Raw genomic sequence first — 15024 nt, forward strand, 5'->3', positions numbered from 1 at the left:
GGTCCGGATGGTCAGCCGAAGCAGTTCGGCACCGGAGGTGCGCTGGGTGTGCAGTTGGTGGGCCGGTTCTCGCTGATCACCGACTTCTCGTCCACGGTGACCTGACCGCCGTCGTTGAAGACTCCACCCGGCGCCAGGGCCGAGGTGTTCCGGGTGACCTTGGACTCGGTGAGGGTGAGCGTGGCGTTGTTGTAGATGCCGCCGGCGCGCGAGTTGGTGCCGACGGCCTTGTTCCGGTCGACGTGCACCTTGCGCAGCACCACCACGCCGCTGGTGTTGTAGACGCCCCCACCGTTCTCTATCGAACTTCCCGTGCTGGCGGCGTTCTGGCTGATCTCGCTCTCCTCGGCCACGACCTGACCGATCTGGTTGTAGATCCCGCCGCCGCGCTGGCCGGCGTCGTTGCGGCTGATCGTGCTGTGCGTCAGGTGGAAGATGCCGTCGTTGAAGATTCCACCACCCTCACTGCGGGTCGTGTTCTCGGTGACAGTGATGTTCTTCGCCGTGGTGGTGGCGTTGATGCCGCTGCGGATACCGCCGCCGCGGAAGGCCGCGTTGTTGTGGTGGACGCGGACGTTGTCGAGCGTGGCGACGCTGGAGTTCGACAGCCCGCCACCCGCGCCGAGCGGCACGACGATGACCGTACCGCTCGTGATGTTGTCGCTGATGGTGGTGTTCTTGACGCTGAGGTTGCCGTTGTTGTGGATGCCCCCACCGTCGAAGACCGAGCTGTTGTCGCTGACCCTGCTCTCGCCGTACTCTCGCTTGTCCCGGTCCTTGCCGTCGCGGCCCTTGCCCGCGTCGTGCTCGCCGCGGCCGACGATGCTGGTGTCGCCGAAGTTGGCGATCCCCCCGCCGGGGCCGTTGGTCTGGTTGTCGACCACCCTGGTGTCCTCGATGGTGGCCCGGCCGCCGACGTCGACCCGGATGCCACCACCACCGCCACCGAGCCCACTGGTGTCCTGGCCGCCCCTGACGGTGACGTCGCGCAGCTTCAGGTCGCCGCCCGCGCCGACCTCGAGGATGCGGAACGGTGTGGCGGTGGCGGCGCGGACGATGGTGGCGCCGTTGCCGTCGATGGCGACCCGCCCGGTGATGATCGGCAGGCCGACGGGACCGTGGGGTACGGGCGGCGGCGGCGCCGACCGGGTGAGCGTGTAGGTGCACTTCTCGGCCAGTCTGAGCGTCGCGCCGTCGTCGGCGTTCGCACGGACGATGGCGGCGATCAACTCGTCGGAGTTGCAGGGCACCTCCCGCGCGGCGTGCCCGCCGTCCCACCGGTCGCCCCGGTCCTGATCCTTGCCGTCCCGGCCGCCGGAGCGCTCCTTCTGGTCGGAGCGCCCCTTCTCGTCGGAGCGCTCCTTGTCGTCGGAGCGCTCCTTGTCGTCCGCGCGCCGGCCGGCGTCGCCGCCGTCCAGGCGGTTGCCCCCGGTCAGGACCCGCTCTCCGGCGGTCAGCAGGCCACCGTCGCCCAGCGCCGCCGGCCCGCCGACGGCGGCCAGGCCAGCCAGCCCGGTCAGCCCCGCCACTCCGGCGACGAGCCAGCGGGCCGGCCGCCGCTTCGGCGGGCGTGGTGGGTCCGCCGCCACGTCATCCACGTTCGGGTGTCGATGGTTGGACATCGAGCTACCTCGCTCTTCTCCGCGCCCCGTGTCTCTGCACGCCACAATCAGTGCAGAAAGCGACAAATCGGTTGTCGCCCCCAGAGGGAACGTAGTCGAGCGACACTCGCATTACCGGTGCTTATGCGAAGAAGTCCTACATTCGGTGCGGGATCTTCGTCGCGGGGAATCGTTCAGCAGCAGCGCGGTCCGGACCCGCCCTCGCCCGCGTCCGGTTCGCCGCAGCGACACTGCTCGACACCGACCCTGGTGAGGGTGTCGGCGTCGGCCTTGACCGTGTAGACCTCCCAGGGCTCGTCGCCCGGCCCACGCACCCAGACCTTGTCCTGAAGGGCGTAGCAGCACTCGGTGTCGTTCTCCTCCATGGTGACGAGGCCGGACTCGGCGAGACGCCGGGTGGCGGCGTCGACCTCGGCGGTGGAGAAGACCTCCACGCCCAGGTGGTCCATGACGGTGGGCTGACCGGCGTCGCCCTCGATGAGGACGAGCTTGAGCGGCGGGTTCTCCACCGCGAAGTTGGCGTAGCCCTGACGACGCTTGGCCGGCTCGACGCCGAACAGATTCGAGTAGAAGGCCACGGAGCCTTCGAGGTCGGACACGCGCAGGGCGAGCTGCACACGGGACATGGGGCACCTCCGGCTGGGATGATCAATCACTGTCTAGATGGATTTCGAATCAGCCACCACTGTTGCAGCTTGTTTTGACATCTGTCAAGGTAGAAAAATGTCAAAACAAGAGCTGCCGGTGGTGGACGTCCGGGCGGCGGCCTGCTGCCCCCCACTGTCGGTCCGCCCGATGGACGCCGCGCAGGCGGCGGTTGTCGCGCCGATGTTCAAGGCCCTCGGCGACCCGGTCCGGCTGCGGCTGATGTCGATGATCGCCTCGGTGCCGGAGATGTGCGTCTGCGACCTCACCCCGGCGTTCGACCTCTCCGGGCCGACCATCTCGCACCACCTCAAGGTGCTGCGCGAGGCCGGCCTCGTCGACTCCGAGCGCCGGGGCACCTGGGTGTGGTACAGGGTCCAACCCGAGGCGTTCCGCCAGCTCGGCGCGCTGCTCGACCTGTCCGCCACGTCCCGGCCGGCCGGCGCGTGAGGCTCGGCCTCGCCCGACGCGCCTCGGCCGAGTTCGTCGGCACGGCGCTGCTGGTCACCGCCGTGGTCGGCTCCGGCATCGCGGCGGCCCGCCTGTCACCCGGTGACGTCGGGCTCCAACTCCTGGAGAACGCGATCGCCACCGCGTTCGCGCTGGGCGCGCTGATCCTCGTGTTCGGACCGGTCTCCGGCGCCCACCTCAACCCCGTCGTGTCCGCCGTCGACTGGTGGCTCGGCCGGCGCGGCGGCACGGGCCTGCCCGGCAGGGACCTCGCCGCCTACAGCACCGCACAGGCGACCGGCGCGGTCGCCGGGGCCGTGCTGGCGAATCTCATGTACGACCTGCCGGCGGCCACCTGGTCGCGGACCGACCGCACCGGAGCGCACCTGTGGCTGGCCGAGGCCGTCGCCACCGCCGGTCTGGTCGTCCTGGTCTTCGCCCTCGCCCGCAGCGGACGCACGTCGACCGCGCCGGCCGCGGTGGGCGCCTACATCGGCGCGGCCTACTGGTTCACCTCGTCCACCTCGTTCGCCAACCCCGCGGTCACCATCGGCCGGACCGTCACCGACACCTTCGCCGGCATCGCCCCCGCGTCCCTACCCGGCTTCGTGATCGCCCAGCTCGTCGGCGGGCTGGTGGCCGTCTCCGCGCTCGCCGCCTGGTATCCCGGCGCCGAGCGCGCCGCCGACGCCGTCGTCCTGCCCCGACTCCCACAGGAATCCGATACGCGATGAGCGCCAAGCCCTCCGTCCTGTTCGTCTGTGTCCACAACGCCGGCCGCTCCCAGATGGCCGCCGGCTGGCTGCGGCACCTGGCGGGCGACACCGTCGAGGTGCGCTCCGCGGGCAGCGAACCCGCCGACCGCCTCAACCCCGCCGCCGTCGCCGCCATGCGGGAGGTCGGCATCGACATCACCGACCAGACTCCGGTACGCCTCAGCTGGGACGCCGCCGAGGCGAGCGACGTCATCGTCACCATGGGCTGCGGCGACACCTGCCCCGTGTTCCCCGGCAAGCGCTACGAGGACTGGGCCCTCACCGATCCGGCCGGGCAACCCCTCGACGTCGTCCGGCGCGTCCGCGACGACATCCGGGCCCGGGTCGAGACGCTCCTGGTCGATCTGGGCGGGCGACGGCCCGCCGGTGCCGCCCCGGACGCGTGATCACATGACGGGGAGTAGTTCAGGTCGGTCCGTGGGAGCTACTGTCCACCATCTGATCATGAAGGCCGCCGGTCGGCGGCGGGGGCGGGCAGCCGCAGACCGGACATGCCGCCGTCGACGGCCAGCGACGTGCCGGTCACCGACGCCGTGGCCGGCGACGCGAGGTAGAGGACGGCGGCGGCCACCTCGTCGGCGGTGACCAGTCGACCGGTCGGCTGCCGGGCGGCCAACTGCCGCTTCTCCGCCACCGGGTCGGCCGCTCCGGCGAGCAGGCGGGCGACCCAGGGAGTGTCCACTGTGCCCGGGGCGACGCAGTTGACCCGTACGCCCTCGGTCACCAGGTCGGCGGCCATGGCGAGGGTGAGCGCGTGCACGGCGCCCTTGGTGGCCGAGTAGAGCGCGCGTTTGGGCAGGCCGACGGTCGCCGCGATCGAGGAGATGTTGACGATCGCGGCGGACGACGACCGGCGCAGGTACGGCAGGGCGACGGCGCTCGTCCGGGCCACGCCGGTGACGTTGACGTCGAGCGCCCGGGTCCACTGCTCGTCGTCGTTCTCCTGCACGGTGCCGACCGACGAGATGGCGGCGTTGTTCACCAGGATGTCGACGCCACCGAACGTCTCCGCCACCGAGGTGACGGCCGCGTCGACCGAGGACCGGTCGGCCACGTCGGCAGCGACCGCGAGCAGCCGAGGGTCCCCGGGCAGACCGGAGACGTCCAGGTCCAACACCCCGACCCGGGCACCGGCGGCCAGGAACGCCCGCACGCAGGCGTTGCCTATCCCCGAGGCCCCGCCGGTCACCACCGCCACCAGGCCGTCACACCGCATCCCCGTCTCCTCTCCCGGCGCGCACGGCCATCAGGCGTTGCCGAGCACGGTGCGCTGCCGGCCGAGCCCGTCGATCTCGACCTCCATCACGTCACCGACACGCAGGTACGGGAAGCGGCCGGAGAGCGCCACCCCCTGCGGGGTGCCGGTGTTGACGACGTCGCCCGGGTCCAGGACGGTGAACTGGGACAGGTGCCAGACCAGGTACGCCACGTCGAAGACCATGTCGCTGGTGCGCGAGTCCTGCCGGGGCTCGCCGTTGACCCAGGACCGCAGCCCCAGCGCCTGCGGGTCGTCGACCTCGTCCGGGGTGACCAGCCACGGGCCGAGCGGTTGGAACGTCTCGCAGGACTTGCCCTTCGACCACTGGCCGCCGGACACGGCGAGCTGGAAGTCGCGCTCGGAGACGTCGTTGGACAGCACGTAACCGGCGATGTGCGCGAGCGCGTCGGCCGGCGATTCGAGGTAGCGGGCCCGCCGGCCGATCACCACCGCCAGCTCGACCTCCCAGTCGGTCCTGGTGGACCCGCGCGGGATCAGCACCTCGTCGTACGGGCCGACGACGGTGTTGGGCGCCTTGTAGAAGATGATCGGCGTGGTGGGCGGTTCGGCGCCCGACTCGGCGGCGTGCGCGGCGTAGTTCTGCCCGACGCAGAGCACCGCCCCGGGTCGGGCGATCGGCGCGCCGACCCGCTGGCCGGTGACGTCGACCTCCGGCAGGTCGGTGGCCTCCCGCACCCGCTGGAACCCGTCGCCGGCGAGGAAGTCGCCGTCGATGTCGGCGGTCAGCGACGAGAGGTCGACGTGCCGCCCGTCGACGTACAGCACGGGGCGTTCCCGCCCCACGGGCCCGACGCGCATGAACTTCACGAACCAACCTCCAGCGCTGGCGAATCCGCCTATTTCCTATAGGATGTTGCCTTGCTAGTGTGTACTCGGTCACACCGACACAGTCAAGGGGTTGCCGAGGAGACGACATGGCCCAGCAGGACGGCCGCGAGGGTCGACTCCGCCCCGCCCGTCGCCTCACCCTCGCCGAGGATGTCTACGAGTCGATAAAGACCCTCGTGATGGACCACATCCTGCCGCCCGGCGAACGGGTCAACATCGACGCCCTCGCCCGCGAGCTGGACGTCTCCCCCACCCCGGTCCGCGAAGCCCTCGCCCGGCTGGAGGCCGACGGCCTGGTCCGCAAGCGCCCGCTCTCCGGTTACAGCACCACGCCGTTGCTCACCCGCGCCGAGTTCGACGACCTGTTCGAGGTGCGTCACCTGCTGGAGGGCGAGACCGCCGCACGGGCCGCGACGCACGCGTCCGCCGAGGCCCGGCAGCGCATCAGCGCCGAGGCGGCGGCCAGCATCGACGTGGAAGCCGGCGACGGCTACCGCCGGCACGCCGCGTTCACCGCGCTGGACGCGCGGTTCCACGACCTGATCGCCGACGCCGCCGGCAGTCCGCTGCTGCGCGACAGCATCACCCGGCTGCACGCACACCTGCACCTGCACCGGCTGTACTTCCCGGTGTCCGGCGCGTCGGACACCCACACCGAGCACCAGCGCGTCGCCGCCGCCATCGTCGCCGGTGACGCGGCGACCGCCACCGAGGCGATGCACGCCCACCTCAGCGCCGCCCGGGAGCGCCATCTGCCCGCGTTCGACCGGCCCGGCGACCCGCCCCGCGACTCGGCGTGACCCGCCCCGACCCGTCCGAGGAGCCGCCGTGCGCATCGCCCTCTTCATCACCTGCGTCAACGACCTCGCCTACCCGGCGACCGGCATCGCCGTCACCCGCATCCTGCGCCGGCTCGGCCACACCGTCGACTTCCCCACCGCCCAGACCTGCTGTGGGCAGATGCACGCCAACACCGGCTACCGGGCCGAGGCGCTGCCGATGGTCCGCGGCTACGTCGACGTCTTCGACGGCTTCGACGCGATCGTCGCGCCCTCCGGGTCGTGCACCGCGATGATCCGCGAGCAGTACCCCCGCCTGCACGCGCCGGCCGCGTCGGTGGCCGCCCGCACGTACGAGCTGTCCGAACTGCTCGTCGACGTCCTCGGGGTCACCGACGTCGGCGCGGAGTTCCGGGAGACGGTCACCTACCACCCCACCTGCCACGGTCTGCGGATGCTGCGCCTCGGCGACCGGCCGCTGAGTCTGCTGCGCCAGGTGCGCGGGATCGAGCTGGTCGAGCTGGGCGACGCCACCGAGTGCTGCGGCTTCGGCGGCACGTTCGCGCTGAAGAACACCGCCGTCTCCACCGCGATGCTCAGCGACAAGTGCGCCCGGGTGCGCGAGACCGGCGCCCGGGTGCTCGCCGCCGCCGACAACTCCTGCCTGGCGCACATCGGCGGCGGCCTGGACCGCCACCGGTCGGGCGTGCGGGCCGTGCACTACGCCGAGATCCTCGCCGAGACGGGAGCCCGCTGATGAACCGTCCGGTCACCCCCACCACCGGGAGCGGGCGCATCCGTACGCCGCTGCCCTTTCCGACCGCGGCCCGGCCGGCGGTCGCCGACACCCAGCTACGCGCGAACCTGCACCGGGCCACCAGGACCATCCGCGACAAGCGCGCCCGGGTCGTCGACGAGGTGCCCGACTGGGAGGCGCTGCGCGACGCCGGCGCCGCGATCAAGGCGGACGTGCAGCGCCGGCTGCCGGAGTTGCTGGAGCAGTTCGAGGCCTCCGTCACCGCCGCCGGCGCCACTGTGCACTGGGCGCGCGACGCGGCCGAGGCGTGCCGAATCGTCGTCGACCTGACCCGGGCCGCCGGGGCGGACGAGGTCGTGAAGGTCAAGTCGATGGCGACCCAGGAGATCGAGCTCAACGAGGCGCTGGAGGCGGCCGGGATCGCCGCGTACGAGACCGACCTGGCCGAGCTGATCGTGCAGCTCGGCGAGGACACCCCCTCGCACATCCTGGTGCCGGCGATCCACTACAACCGGGCGCAGATCCGGGACGTCTTCCAGCGGCGGATGGCGGACGCGCCGGCCGACCTGACCGACGAGCCGGCCGCCCTGGCCGAGGCGGCCCGCGCCCACCTGCGGCGGCGGTTCCTCTCGGCCCGGGTCGCCGTCTCCGGCGCCAACTTCGCCATCGCCGACACCGGCACCCTGGTGGTCGTCGAGTCCGAGGGCAACGGGCGGATGTGCCTGACCCTCCCGCAGACGCTGATCAGTGTCGTCGGCGTGGAGAAGCTGCTGCCCACCTTCGGTGACCTGGAGGTCTTCCTGCAACTGCTGCCCCGGTCCTCGACCGGGGAGCGGATGAACCCGTACACCTCGATGTGGACCGGCGTCACAGCGGGCGACGGCCCGCAGTCGGTGCACGTGGTGCTCGTCGACAACGGCCGGTCCGCGGTGCTCGCCGACCCGGTCGGACGGCCGGCGCTGTCCTGCATCCGCTGCTCCGCCTGCCTCAACGTCTGCCCGGTGTACGAGCGCGCCGGCGGGCACGCGTACGGCTCGGTGTACCCGGGGCCGATCGGGGCGATCCTGTCCCCGCAGCTCACCGGCGTGGCCGACAACGCCTCGCTGCCGTACGCGTCGACGCTCTGCGGCGCCTGCTACGACGTCTGCCCAGTGAAGATCAACATTCCGGAGATCCTGGTCCACCTCCGCCAGGAGGCGCCGCACCCGCCCGTCGAACGGGCCACCATGCGCGCGCTGTCCTGGGTCATGCGCAGTCCTCGACGCTGGGCGGCCGCCCTGCGCCTGACCCGGCTCGGCGCGGGCCCGCTCGGGGCGTACCGCCAGCGGCGCACCGGCAGACGTACGCTGCGCCGGTTGCCCTGGCCGGCCTCGGCCTGGACCCGGTCGCGGGACCTCCCGCTGCCCGCGCCGCAGACCTTCCGCGACTGGTGGGGGAAGCAGTGACCGCACGCGACGAGATCCTGGCCCGGCTCCGCGCGGCCCTGGCCGACAGTCCACCGGCGGTGCCGGCGCAGCGGCGTTACCGTCGCGTCGACGACCGGCCCGACCTGGTCGAGGTCCTGGTCGACCGCCTGACGGACTACCGGGCGGTCGTCCATCACGGCCTCGACGCCCTACCCGGGCTGTTGGCCGACGTCTACCGGCTCGCCGTCCCCACCGACGTCCCCGCCGGGTGGCTGAGCGGCTACGCCGGGCAGGTTCATCGCGACGCGCCCCCGCTGTCCCCGGCCGACCTCGACGGCATGGACGCCGTCCTGACCGGCTGCGCGGTGGCGATCGCCGACACCGGCACCATCGTGCTCGACGCCGGCCCGACCCAGGGTCGACGTGCGCTCAGCCTGGTGCCGGACCGGCACCTGTGTGTGGTCCGCACCGACCAGGTGGTCGGTCTACTGCCGGAGGCGCTGACCCGGCTCGACCCACGCGCGCCGCTGACCTGGATCTCCGGGCCGTCCGCGACGAGCGACATCGAGCTGGACCGGGTCGAGGGCGTGCACGGGCCGCGCCGGCTGGAGGTCGTGCTGGTCGACTCAGGAGTCTGACGGCACCTGCTCGCGGGGCTCGCCCGCCCTCGCCCGCAGCGGGACGCCGCGCAGGTTGAGCAGCATGACCACCCCCACGCCGAGCACCAGCGCGATGTCCGCCACGTTGCCGACGAAGAAGCCGGCGTAGTCGATGAAGTCCACCACGTGCCCGCGCGCGAACCCCGGCTCGCGGAAGAGGCGGTCCAGCAGGTGCGTCGCCGCGCCGCCGAGCACCAGGCCCAACGCCACCGCCCAGGCCCGCGACGTGACCCGGCGGGCCACCACCGTCACCGCGACCACGGCCGCCGCCGCGAAGACCGCGAAGATCCAGGTGTACGCCGAGCCGATCGAGAAGGCCGCGCCGGGGTTGTAGACCAGCCGCAGTCGCAGCACGTCACCGATGAGGGAGATGACCTGCCCGTCGGAGAGCGCGGACTCGGCCCAGTACTTCGTGGCCTGGTCGGTGGCGAGCACCACGGCGGCGATCAACAGGGCGGCGCGGAACATCCCGGAACAGTAGCCGGTCGGCCGCGACCGTGTCGACCATGATGCAGACAACTGGCAATTGCCAATAGATGGCAACTGTGCCACCGTGATCATCCACGGGAGCGGCAGCGGGTGCCGCGTCCGCATCCACCCATGGTCCACTCCCCCACACCGCAGGAGCCCGCTGTGATCCGGTTGCGACCGACCCTCCGACGCCTCGTCGCGTCGACGGCGGCGACGGGGATGCTCGTCCTCGTCGGCTGCTCGGCCCCGACCAACCCGGACAGCTCGGCCGGCCGCGCGACCCTCGTCGTGGCCACCTCCGACGAACCGGACGCGCTGAACCCCGTCCTCAACTACGGCGTCGACGGGGCTTCGCTGATCTTCGACGGGCTGGTCAGCCGGGACGGCGACAACCAGCTCGTCCCCGGTCTGGCCGAGGCGCTGCCGACGCAATCGGCGGACGGGCGCACGGTGACCGCGAGGCTCCGCACCGACGTGCGGTTCCACGACGGCAGCACACTGAGCGCGCAGGACGTCGTCTTCACCTACCGGTCGGTGCTGGACCCGGCTGTCGACTCGACGCTCCGCTCCGACCTGGACATGGTGGAGTCGGTGACCGCCCCCGACGCGTCCACAGTCGTCTTCCGCCTGCGCTACCCGTACGCGCCGTTCCTGCAGCGACTCACCCTCGGCATCGTGCCGGCGAAGCTGCTCGACGGGCAGGACATCAACACCACAGCGTTCAACCGCAAGCCCGTCGGCACCGGACCGTACCGGGTGGAGTCGTGGACCCCCGGCGAGCGGTTGGTGCTCACCGCCAACGACAGCTACTTCGGCGGTCGGCCGGCGAACGACCGGGTGGTGGTGGCGTTCGTCGCCGACGACAACGTGCGCGCCCAGCGGATGCGTGCCGGCGAGTTCGACGCCGCCGAACTGCCGCCGAAGCTCGCCTCCGGTTTCGACGCCGACACCGCGTACCGGGTGCAGCCGGTGCCGACCGCCGACTACCGCGGCGTGATGCTGCCGATGGGCAACCCGATCCTCGCCGATCCGGCGGTCCGGCGGGCGCTGCACCTGGCCGTCGACCGGGCCGCGATGGTGACCGGCATCCTCGGCGGCGCCGGTGAGCCGGCGTTCGGACCGATCCCGCCGACCTCCGAGTTCGCCGAGCCGTCGGTGGTCGGGAAGCCGACCGCCGACCCGGGCGCGGCGGCGGTGCTGCTCGCCGCCGCCGGTTGGACGCCCGGCGCGGGCGGGGTACGCGTCAAGGACGGCCGGCCGGCCCGGTTCACGCTGATGTACCCGGCGAGCGACACGCTGCGCAAGGACCTGGCCCTCGCCGTGACCGCCGACGCGAAGAAGATCGGCATCGAGGTGACCCCGGCCGGGCTGACCTGGGACGCCATCGACCCGCGGATGAAGTCCGACGCCCTGCTGATGGGCTACGGCACGCCGTACGACCCGGACTTCGTCTCGTACAAGCTCTTCGGCTCCCGGTTCGCCGGACAGGGCTACTTCAACCCCGGTTCGTACCGCTCGGAGGTGACCGACCGGGCCCTCCAGGAGGGGCGCGACCAGGTCGACCCGACCCGCCGCAAGGCCGCGTACGGGCGGTTCCAGAAGCAGCTCGCCGCCGACGTGCCGTGGCTGTTCCTCACCTATCTGCGGCACACCTACGTGCTGAAGTCCACGGTGCGGGGCGTCACCCCCCGGGTGGAGGCGCACGAGCACGGGGTGGCGAACAGCCTCTGGTGGAACATCGACACCTGGACGCGCTCGTGACCCGCCCCCGCCGACTGGCCGGGGCGGGAGCGGTGGTGCGACGCCGGTTGCTGGTGGCCGTACCGGTGCTCGCCGCGACCAGCGTCGGGATGTTCGCCCTCGGCGCGGCGTCGCCGGTCGATCCCGCCAAGCAGTACGCGGGCGCGGCGGCCTTCACCGCCAGCGAGGAGAACCTGGCGCAGATCCGCGCCAACTGGGGCCTCGACGACCCGCTGCCGGTGCAGTACCTGCGCTGGATCGGCAACCTGCTCCAGGGCGACCTGGGCTGGTCGACCACCCGCCACGAGCCGGTCGCCTCGGTGCTCGCCGCCCGAGCCGGCTGGACCCTGCTGCTGATCGGGGTGACCCTGGCCCTGGTGCTGGTCGCGAGCCTGCTGCTGGGCGCGCTGGCCGCGTACCGCAGGGGCGGTCTCTTCGACCGCGCCCTGCGCACAGCCGCCTACACCGTCGAGTCGATGCCGGTCTTCTGGCTGGGTCTGGCCGCGATCGCCGTGTTCGCGTTGGCGCTGGGCTGGCTGCCGGCCGGTGGGCTGACCGACGTCACGGCGACCAGCACCTCCTGGTCCGATGTGGCCCATCACCTGGTCCTGCCGGTCGCGGTGCTGGCCGTGTCCCAGGCGCCGTGGTTCGTGCTGTTCGTGCGGGACGCGGTCGCGGACAGCCTGCGCGACGACCACGTGCTGGCGGCGCGGGCCCGTGGCCTGCCGGGACGCACCGTGCTGTTCGGGCACGCGCTGCGCACCGCGCTGCTGCCGTTCCTCACCCTGGTCGGCACCCACCTGCCCGAGCTGGTCGGCGGGGCGGTGCTGGTCGAGACGGTCTTCTCGCTACCGGGCCTCGGCGCGGTCACCGTCGCCGCCGCGCTGGGCGGCGACTTCCCACTGCTGGCGGCGATCACGCTGGTCACCACGGCGGTGGTGCTTGCCGCGAACCTGGTGACCGACCTCGCCTACGCCGCCGCCGACCCGAGGGTACGACTCGATGACTGACCTCGCGGCCCGAGCGCCGCTGCCGCGGACCACCCGGCTCCGAGCACGGCTGCGGCCCGGCCAGGCGGGGGCCGTCACCGCCGGGCTCGTCCTGCTGGTCGCCGTCGTCGGCGCGCTGCTCGCGCCGCTCGTCTGGCCGCTCGACCAGAGCGCGGTGGCGCTGGAGCGGACCCGGCTGGCACCATCCTGGACGCACCTCGCCGGCACCGACGACCTGGGCCGGGACGTCGCCCACCGGGCCGTCTACGGGCTGCGGGTCTCGCTGCTCGTCGGCGTTGTCGCCGCGCTCGTCGCCACAGTCCTCGGCGGGGTGGTCGGCGGGATAGCCGGCACGCTCGGCGGCCGGGTGGACAGGATGCTGATGCGGGTCGTGGACACCATCGCCGCGATGCCGCACCTGCTGCTGGGCATCTTCATCGTCGCCATGCTGCGGCCCAGCCTCGGCGCGGTGATCGCCTCCGTCGGGCTCACCCACTGGCTCTCCACCGCCCGCATCGTCCGGTCCGAACTGCTCAGCCTGCGCACCCGGCCGTTCGTGGACGCGGCCATCAGCGGCGGCGCCGGGCGGCTGCGGGTGCTCACCCGCCACCTGCTGCCCCACGTTCTGCCCCGGCTGGCGCTGGCCACCACCCTGATGATCCCGCACGCGGTGTGGCACGAGACCGCCCTGTCCTTCCTCGGTCTCGGTCTGCCACCGCACCTCGCCTCATTGGGCAACATGATCAATGACGGTCAGGGTTCGCTGCTCACCGGCGCCTGGTGGGCCAGCCTGGCGCCGGGCGCGGTCATCGTCGTCGTCACCCTCGCCATCGCGGTCCTCGCCGCCCGCTGGCGCGACCGTCTCGATCCCCGGGTCCGAGCGGAGCTGCACCTGTGACCACCACCGACCGTGCCGCCACCGCCACGCCGGCCCGCGTCGGCGGCACCCGACCGCTGCTCGCCGTGGACGACCTCGGCGTCCAGTTCCGGCTCCGGGACGCAACGGTACGCGCCGTCGGCGACCTCAGCCTCACCGTACGGGCCGGCGAACTGGTGGCCGTCGTCGGCGAGTCCGGCTGCGGCAAGTCCGTCCTGGCCCACGCCCTGCTCGGCCTGTTGCCGCGCAACGCCACGATCACCGGGCACGCGGTGCTGCACCACCCGGGCACCGAGCCGGTCGACCTGATCACCTGCGGTCAACGGGAGCTGGCGCGGACGGTACGCGGTCAGCGGGTCGGGCTGGTGCCGCAGAGCCCGGCCACCGCGCTCAACCCGGTCCGTACCGGTCGGCGGCTGCTCGCCGAGACGCTGCGGGCGCACGGCCGGGACCGCGCGGAGGCCGACCGGCTCGCCGTCGACGTCGGGCTCGACCCGGCCGACCTGGACCGCTACCCGCACGAGCTGTCCGGCGGGATGGCGCAGCGTCTGGTCACCGCGCTCGCGCTGGCGCCGGACCCGTCGCTACTCATCGCCGACGAGCCGACCACCGGACTGGACCGGCCGCTGGTCGACCACACCCTCGACCTGCTGCGTCGCCGGTGCGACGCCGGCGCGGCCGTCGTGCTCATCACGCACGACCTGGCCGCCGCGCGGCGGGTCGCCGACAGCGTCGCCGTCATGTACGCCAGCCGGATCGTGGAGCACCGGGAGGCCGACACGCTCTACACCGCACCGGCCCACCCGTACGCGTCTGCGTTGCTCGACGCCCTCCCCGACCGGGCCTTCCGGCCGGTGCCGGGCGACCCACCGATGCTCACCGCGCTGCCCGCCGGCTGCGCCTTCGCGCCCCGCTGCCCCCGTCGTACCGACCGCTGCGCCGACCGGCCGTCGCCCACGCCCGTCGCCGACGGCGGCACCGTGGCCTGCCACCATCCGATCCACGCCGGAGCCGCCCCGTGACCGACAAGCACCTGCGCGCCGACGAGGTGAGCGTCGGGTACGGGCGTCAGCTCGTGCTCGACACCGTCACCGTGCGCATCGGTCGGGGCGAGACGGTCGGGTTACGCGGGCCGTCCGGCTGCGGGAAGTCCACACTGGTCCGCGTGCTGGCCCTGCTGCACCGGCCCGACCGCGGGCGGGTCAGCATCGACGGCACCCCGGTCACCGGCGCCCGGTACGCCGTGCCGGCGGCGCTACGGACCCGTGTCGCCGCCCTCTTGCAGAGCCCGCGCGCCGCCGCCGACCCCCGGTTGAGCCTCACCGACCTGATCGCCGAGCCGCTGCGCGCCACCCGGACGCCCGAGCCGACCGTCCGCGAGCGGGTGGCCGAACTCGCCGACCTCGTCGGCCTCACCGCCGACCTGCGCGATCGTCGTCCGCACGCGGTCTCCGACGGTCAACTGCAACGCGCCTGCCTCGCCCGGGCGCTCGCGCACCGCCCCGACTACCTGCTGTGCGACGAGGCCACCGCGATGCTCGACGCCTCCACCCAGGCGCACGTCGCCGCGGTCATCCGCGACTACCAGCGCGCGCGGGGGGCCGGGGTCCTCGTGATCAGCCACGACCAGACCCTGCTGGACCGCTGGGCCGACCGAATCGTCGACCTGGCCGGTGCCGCTGTCGCACGGCCCTGAGCCTCGGCCCGGCAACCCGATGGCGAGCCTCGTCGGGTGGGCCACCTCCT

The 15024-nt window shown here is 72.8% G+C and carries 17 protein-coding genes; 12 read left to right on the forward strand and 5 right to left on the reverse strand.

Translation table 11 applies throughout. From position 1 onward, the window contains the following. Positions 1-11: 11 nt before the first annotated feature. Together O7634_RS28470 and O7634_RS28475 are read right to left on the reverse strand one after the other, a co-directional pair. Entirely contained in the window at positions 12-1622 is a 1611-nt protein-coding gene (locus tag O7634_RS28470) for a hypothetical protein (protein ID WP_278153208.1), read from the reverse strand. A 173-nt stretch (positions 1623-1795) separates the two neighbouring features. Continuing rightward, positions 1796-2248, reverse strand: coding sequence for an ArsI/CadI family heavy metal resistance metalloenzyme (locus O7634_RS28475; protein WP_278153209.1), 453 nt, complete (start codon positions 2246-2248; stop codon positions 1796-1798). A 97-nt stretch (positions 2249-2345) separates the two neighbouring features. Between O7634_RS28475 and O7634_RS28480 the strand changes: the two genes are divergently transcribed. From O7634_RS28480 to O7634_RS28490, 3 genes are read left to right on the forward strand one after another with little or no spacing between them, the layout of a single operon-like run. After that, a complete protein-coding gene (locus tag O7634_RS28480; protein ID WP_278153210.1) occupies positions 2346-2717 on the forward strand; it encodes a metalloregulator ArsR/SmtB family transcription factor in 372 nt (123 codons plus the stop codon). Then, positions 2714-3451 carry an MIP/aquaporin family protein gene (locus O7634_RS28485; protein WP_278153211.1) on the forward strand — a complete coding sequence of 246 codons (738 nt, stop codon included), beginning with the start codon at positions 2714-2716 and terminating at the stop codon, positions 3449-3451. Before O7634_RS28480 ends, O7634_RS28485 begins: the two co-directional genes overlap by 4 nt. Continuing rightward, the gene (locus O7634_RS28490; RefSeq protein ID WP_278153212.1) at positions 3448-3879 is read left to right on the forward strand and encodes an arsenate reductase ArsC; all 432 of its coding nucleotides are present in this window, start codon (positions 3448-3450) and stop codon (positions 3877-3879) included. Before O7634_RS28485 ends, O7634_RS28490 begins: the two co-directional genes overlap by 4 nt. 56 nt (positions 3880-3935) lie before the next feature. Here O7634_RS28490 and O7634_RS28495 read toward each other — a convergent pair whose 3' ends face one another. Both O7634_RS28495 and O7634_RS28500 read right to left on the reverse strand, forming a co-directional pair. Further along, a complete protein-coding gene (locus O7634_RS28495) occupies positions 3936-4709 on the reverse strand; it encodes an SDR family oxidoreductase (protein WP_278153213.1) in 774 nt (257 codons plus the stop codon). 30 nt (positions 4710-4739) lie between these two features. After that, positions 4740-5579, reverse strand: a complete 840-nt coding sequence (locus O7634_RS28500) for a fumarylacetoacetate hydrolase family protein (protein ID WP_278153214.1) — start codon at positions 5577-5579, stop codon at positions 4740-4742. A gap of 107 nt (positions 5580-5686) precedes the next feature. Here O7634_RS28500 and O7634_RS28505 point away from each other — a divergent pair, with 107 nt between their 5' ends. From O7634_RS28505 to O7634_RS28520, 4 genes are read left to right on the forward strand one after another with little or no spacing between them, the layout of a single operon-like run. After that, the gene (locus O7634_RS28505) at positions 5687-6400 is read left to right on the forward strand and encodes a GntR family transcriptional regulator (protein WP_278153215.1); all 714 of its coding nucleotides are present in this window, start codon (positions 5687-5689) and stop codon (positions 6398-6400) included. Positions 6401-6428: 28 nt separating this feature from the next. Continuing rightward, positions 6429-7136 (forward strand): (Fe-S)-binding protein, encoded by a 708-nt coding sequence (locus tag O7634_RS28510; RefSeq protein ID WP_278153216.1) that lies wholly within the window; start codon positions 6429-6431, stop codon positions 7134-7136. Next, a complete protein-coding gene (locus O7634_RS28515) occupies positions 7136-8581 on the forward strand; it encodes a LutB/LldF family L-lactate oxidation iron-sulfur protein (protein WP_278153217.1) in 1446 nt (481 codons plus the stop codon). Before O7634_RS28510 ends, O7634_RS28515 begins: the two co-directional genes overlap by 1 nt. Then, positions 8578-9180: an LUD domain-containing protein gene (locus O7634_RS28520; protein ID WP_278153218.1), complete on the forward strand. Its 603-nt coding sequence runs from the start codon at positions 8578-8580 to the stop codon at positions 9178-9180. The genes O7634_RS28515 and O7634_RS28520 overlap by 4 nt, the downstream gene beginning before the upstream one ends. Here the strand turns inward: O7634_RS28520 and lspA are convergent. Then, the gene (lspA, locus tag O7634_RS28525; RefSeq protein ID WP_278153219.1) at positions 9169-9669 is read right to left on the reverse strand and encodes a signal peptidase II; all 501 of its coding nucleotides are present in this window, start codon (positions 9667-9669) and stop codon (positions 9169-9171) included. The two genes, O7634_RS28520 and lspA, sit on opposite strands and share 12 nt — an antisense overlap. Positions 9670-9834: 165 nt before the next feature. On the opposite strand from lspA, the gene O7634_RS28530 reads away from it, so the two are divergent. Genes O7634_RS28530 through O7634_RS28550 form a run of 5 tightly spaced genes read left to right on the forward strand, consistent with a single transcriptional unit; the run spans position 9835 to position 14974 of the window. Next, positions 9835-11433, forward strand: a complete 1599-nt coding sequence (locus O7634_RS28530) for an ABC transporter substrate-binding protein (RefSeq protein ID WP_278153220.1) — start codon at positions 9835-9837, stop codon at positions 11431-11433. Further along, complete coding sequence (locus O7634_RS28535) at positions 11403-12422, forward strand: ABC transporter permease (protein ID WP_278153221.1); 1020 nt, start codon at positions 11403-11405, stop codon at positions 12420-12422. The genes O7634_RS28530 and O7634_RS28535 overlap by 31 nt, the downstream gene beginning before the upstream one ends. Then, positions 12415-13299 carry an ABC transporter permease gene (locus O7634_RS28540; RefSeq protein WP_278153222.1) on the forward strand — a complete coding sequence of 295 codons (885 nt, stop codon included), beginning with the start codon at positions 12415-12417 and terminating at the stop codon, positions 13297-13299. Before O7634_RS28535 ends, O7634_RS28540 begins: the two co-directional genes overlap by 8 nt. After that, a complete protein-coding gene (locus O7634_RS28545; RefSeq protein ID WP_278153223.1) occupies positions 13296-14300 on the forward strand; it encodes an ABC transporter ATP-binding protein in 1005 nt (334 codons plus the stop codon). The genes O7634_RS28540 and O7634_RS28545 overlap by 4 nt, the downstream gene beginning before the upstream one ends. Beyond that, positions 14297-14974, forward strand: a complete 678-nt coding sequence (locus O7634_RS28550) for an ATP-binding cassette domain-containing protein (RefSeq protein WP_278153224.1) — start codon at positions 14297-14299, stop codon at positions 14972-14974. The genes O7634_RS28545 and O7634_RS28550 overlap by 4 nt, the downstream gene beginning before the upstream one ends. Positions 14975-15024: the final 50 nt, after the last annotated feature.

This window comes from Micromonospora sp. WMMD1120 (assembly GCF_029626235.1).
GTDB lineage: Bacteria > Actinomycetota > Actinomycetes > Mycobacteriales > Micromonosporaceae > Micromonospora.

Bases quoted from the DNA above. Each gene is read 5' to 3' on its own strand.
- O7634_RS28470 (WP_278153208.1), bottom strand. From the start codon at position 1,622: ATGTCCAACCATCGACACCCGAACGTGGATGACGTGGCGGCGGACCCA.
- lspA (WP_278153219.1), bottom strand. From the start codon at position 9,669: ATGTTCCGCGCCGCCCTGTTGATCGCCGCCGTGGTGCTCGCCACCGAC.
- O7634_RS28540 (WP_278153222.1), top strand. From the start codon at position 12,415: ATGACTGACCTCGCGGCCCGAGCGCCGCTGCCGCGGACCACCCGGCTC.
- O7634_RS28475 (WP_278153209.1), bottom strand. From the start codon at position 2,248: ATGTCCCGTGTGCAGCTCGCCCTGCGCGTGTCCGACCTCGAAGGCTCC.
- O7634_RS28515 (WP_278153217.1), top strand. From the start codon at position 7,136: ATGAACCGTCCGGTCACCCCCACCACCGGGAGCGGGCGCATCCGTACG.
- O7634_RS28490 (WP_278153212.1), top strand. From the start codon at position 3,448: ATGAGCGCCAAGCCCTCCGTCCTGTTCGTCTGTGTCCACAACGCCGGC.
- O7634_RS28480 (WP_278153210.1), top strand. From the start codon at position 2,346: ATGTCAAAACAAGAGCTGCCGGTGGTGGACGTCCGGGCGGCGGCCTGC.
- O7634_RS28505 (WP_278153215.1), top strand. From the start codon at position 5,687: ATGGCCCAGCAGGACGGCCGCGAGGGTCGACTCCGCCCCGCCCGTCGC.
- O7634_RS28495 (WP_278153213.1), bottom strand. From the start codon at position 4,709: ATGCGGTGTGACGGCCTGGTGGCGGTGGTGACCGGCGGGGCCTCGGGG.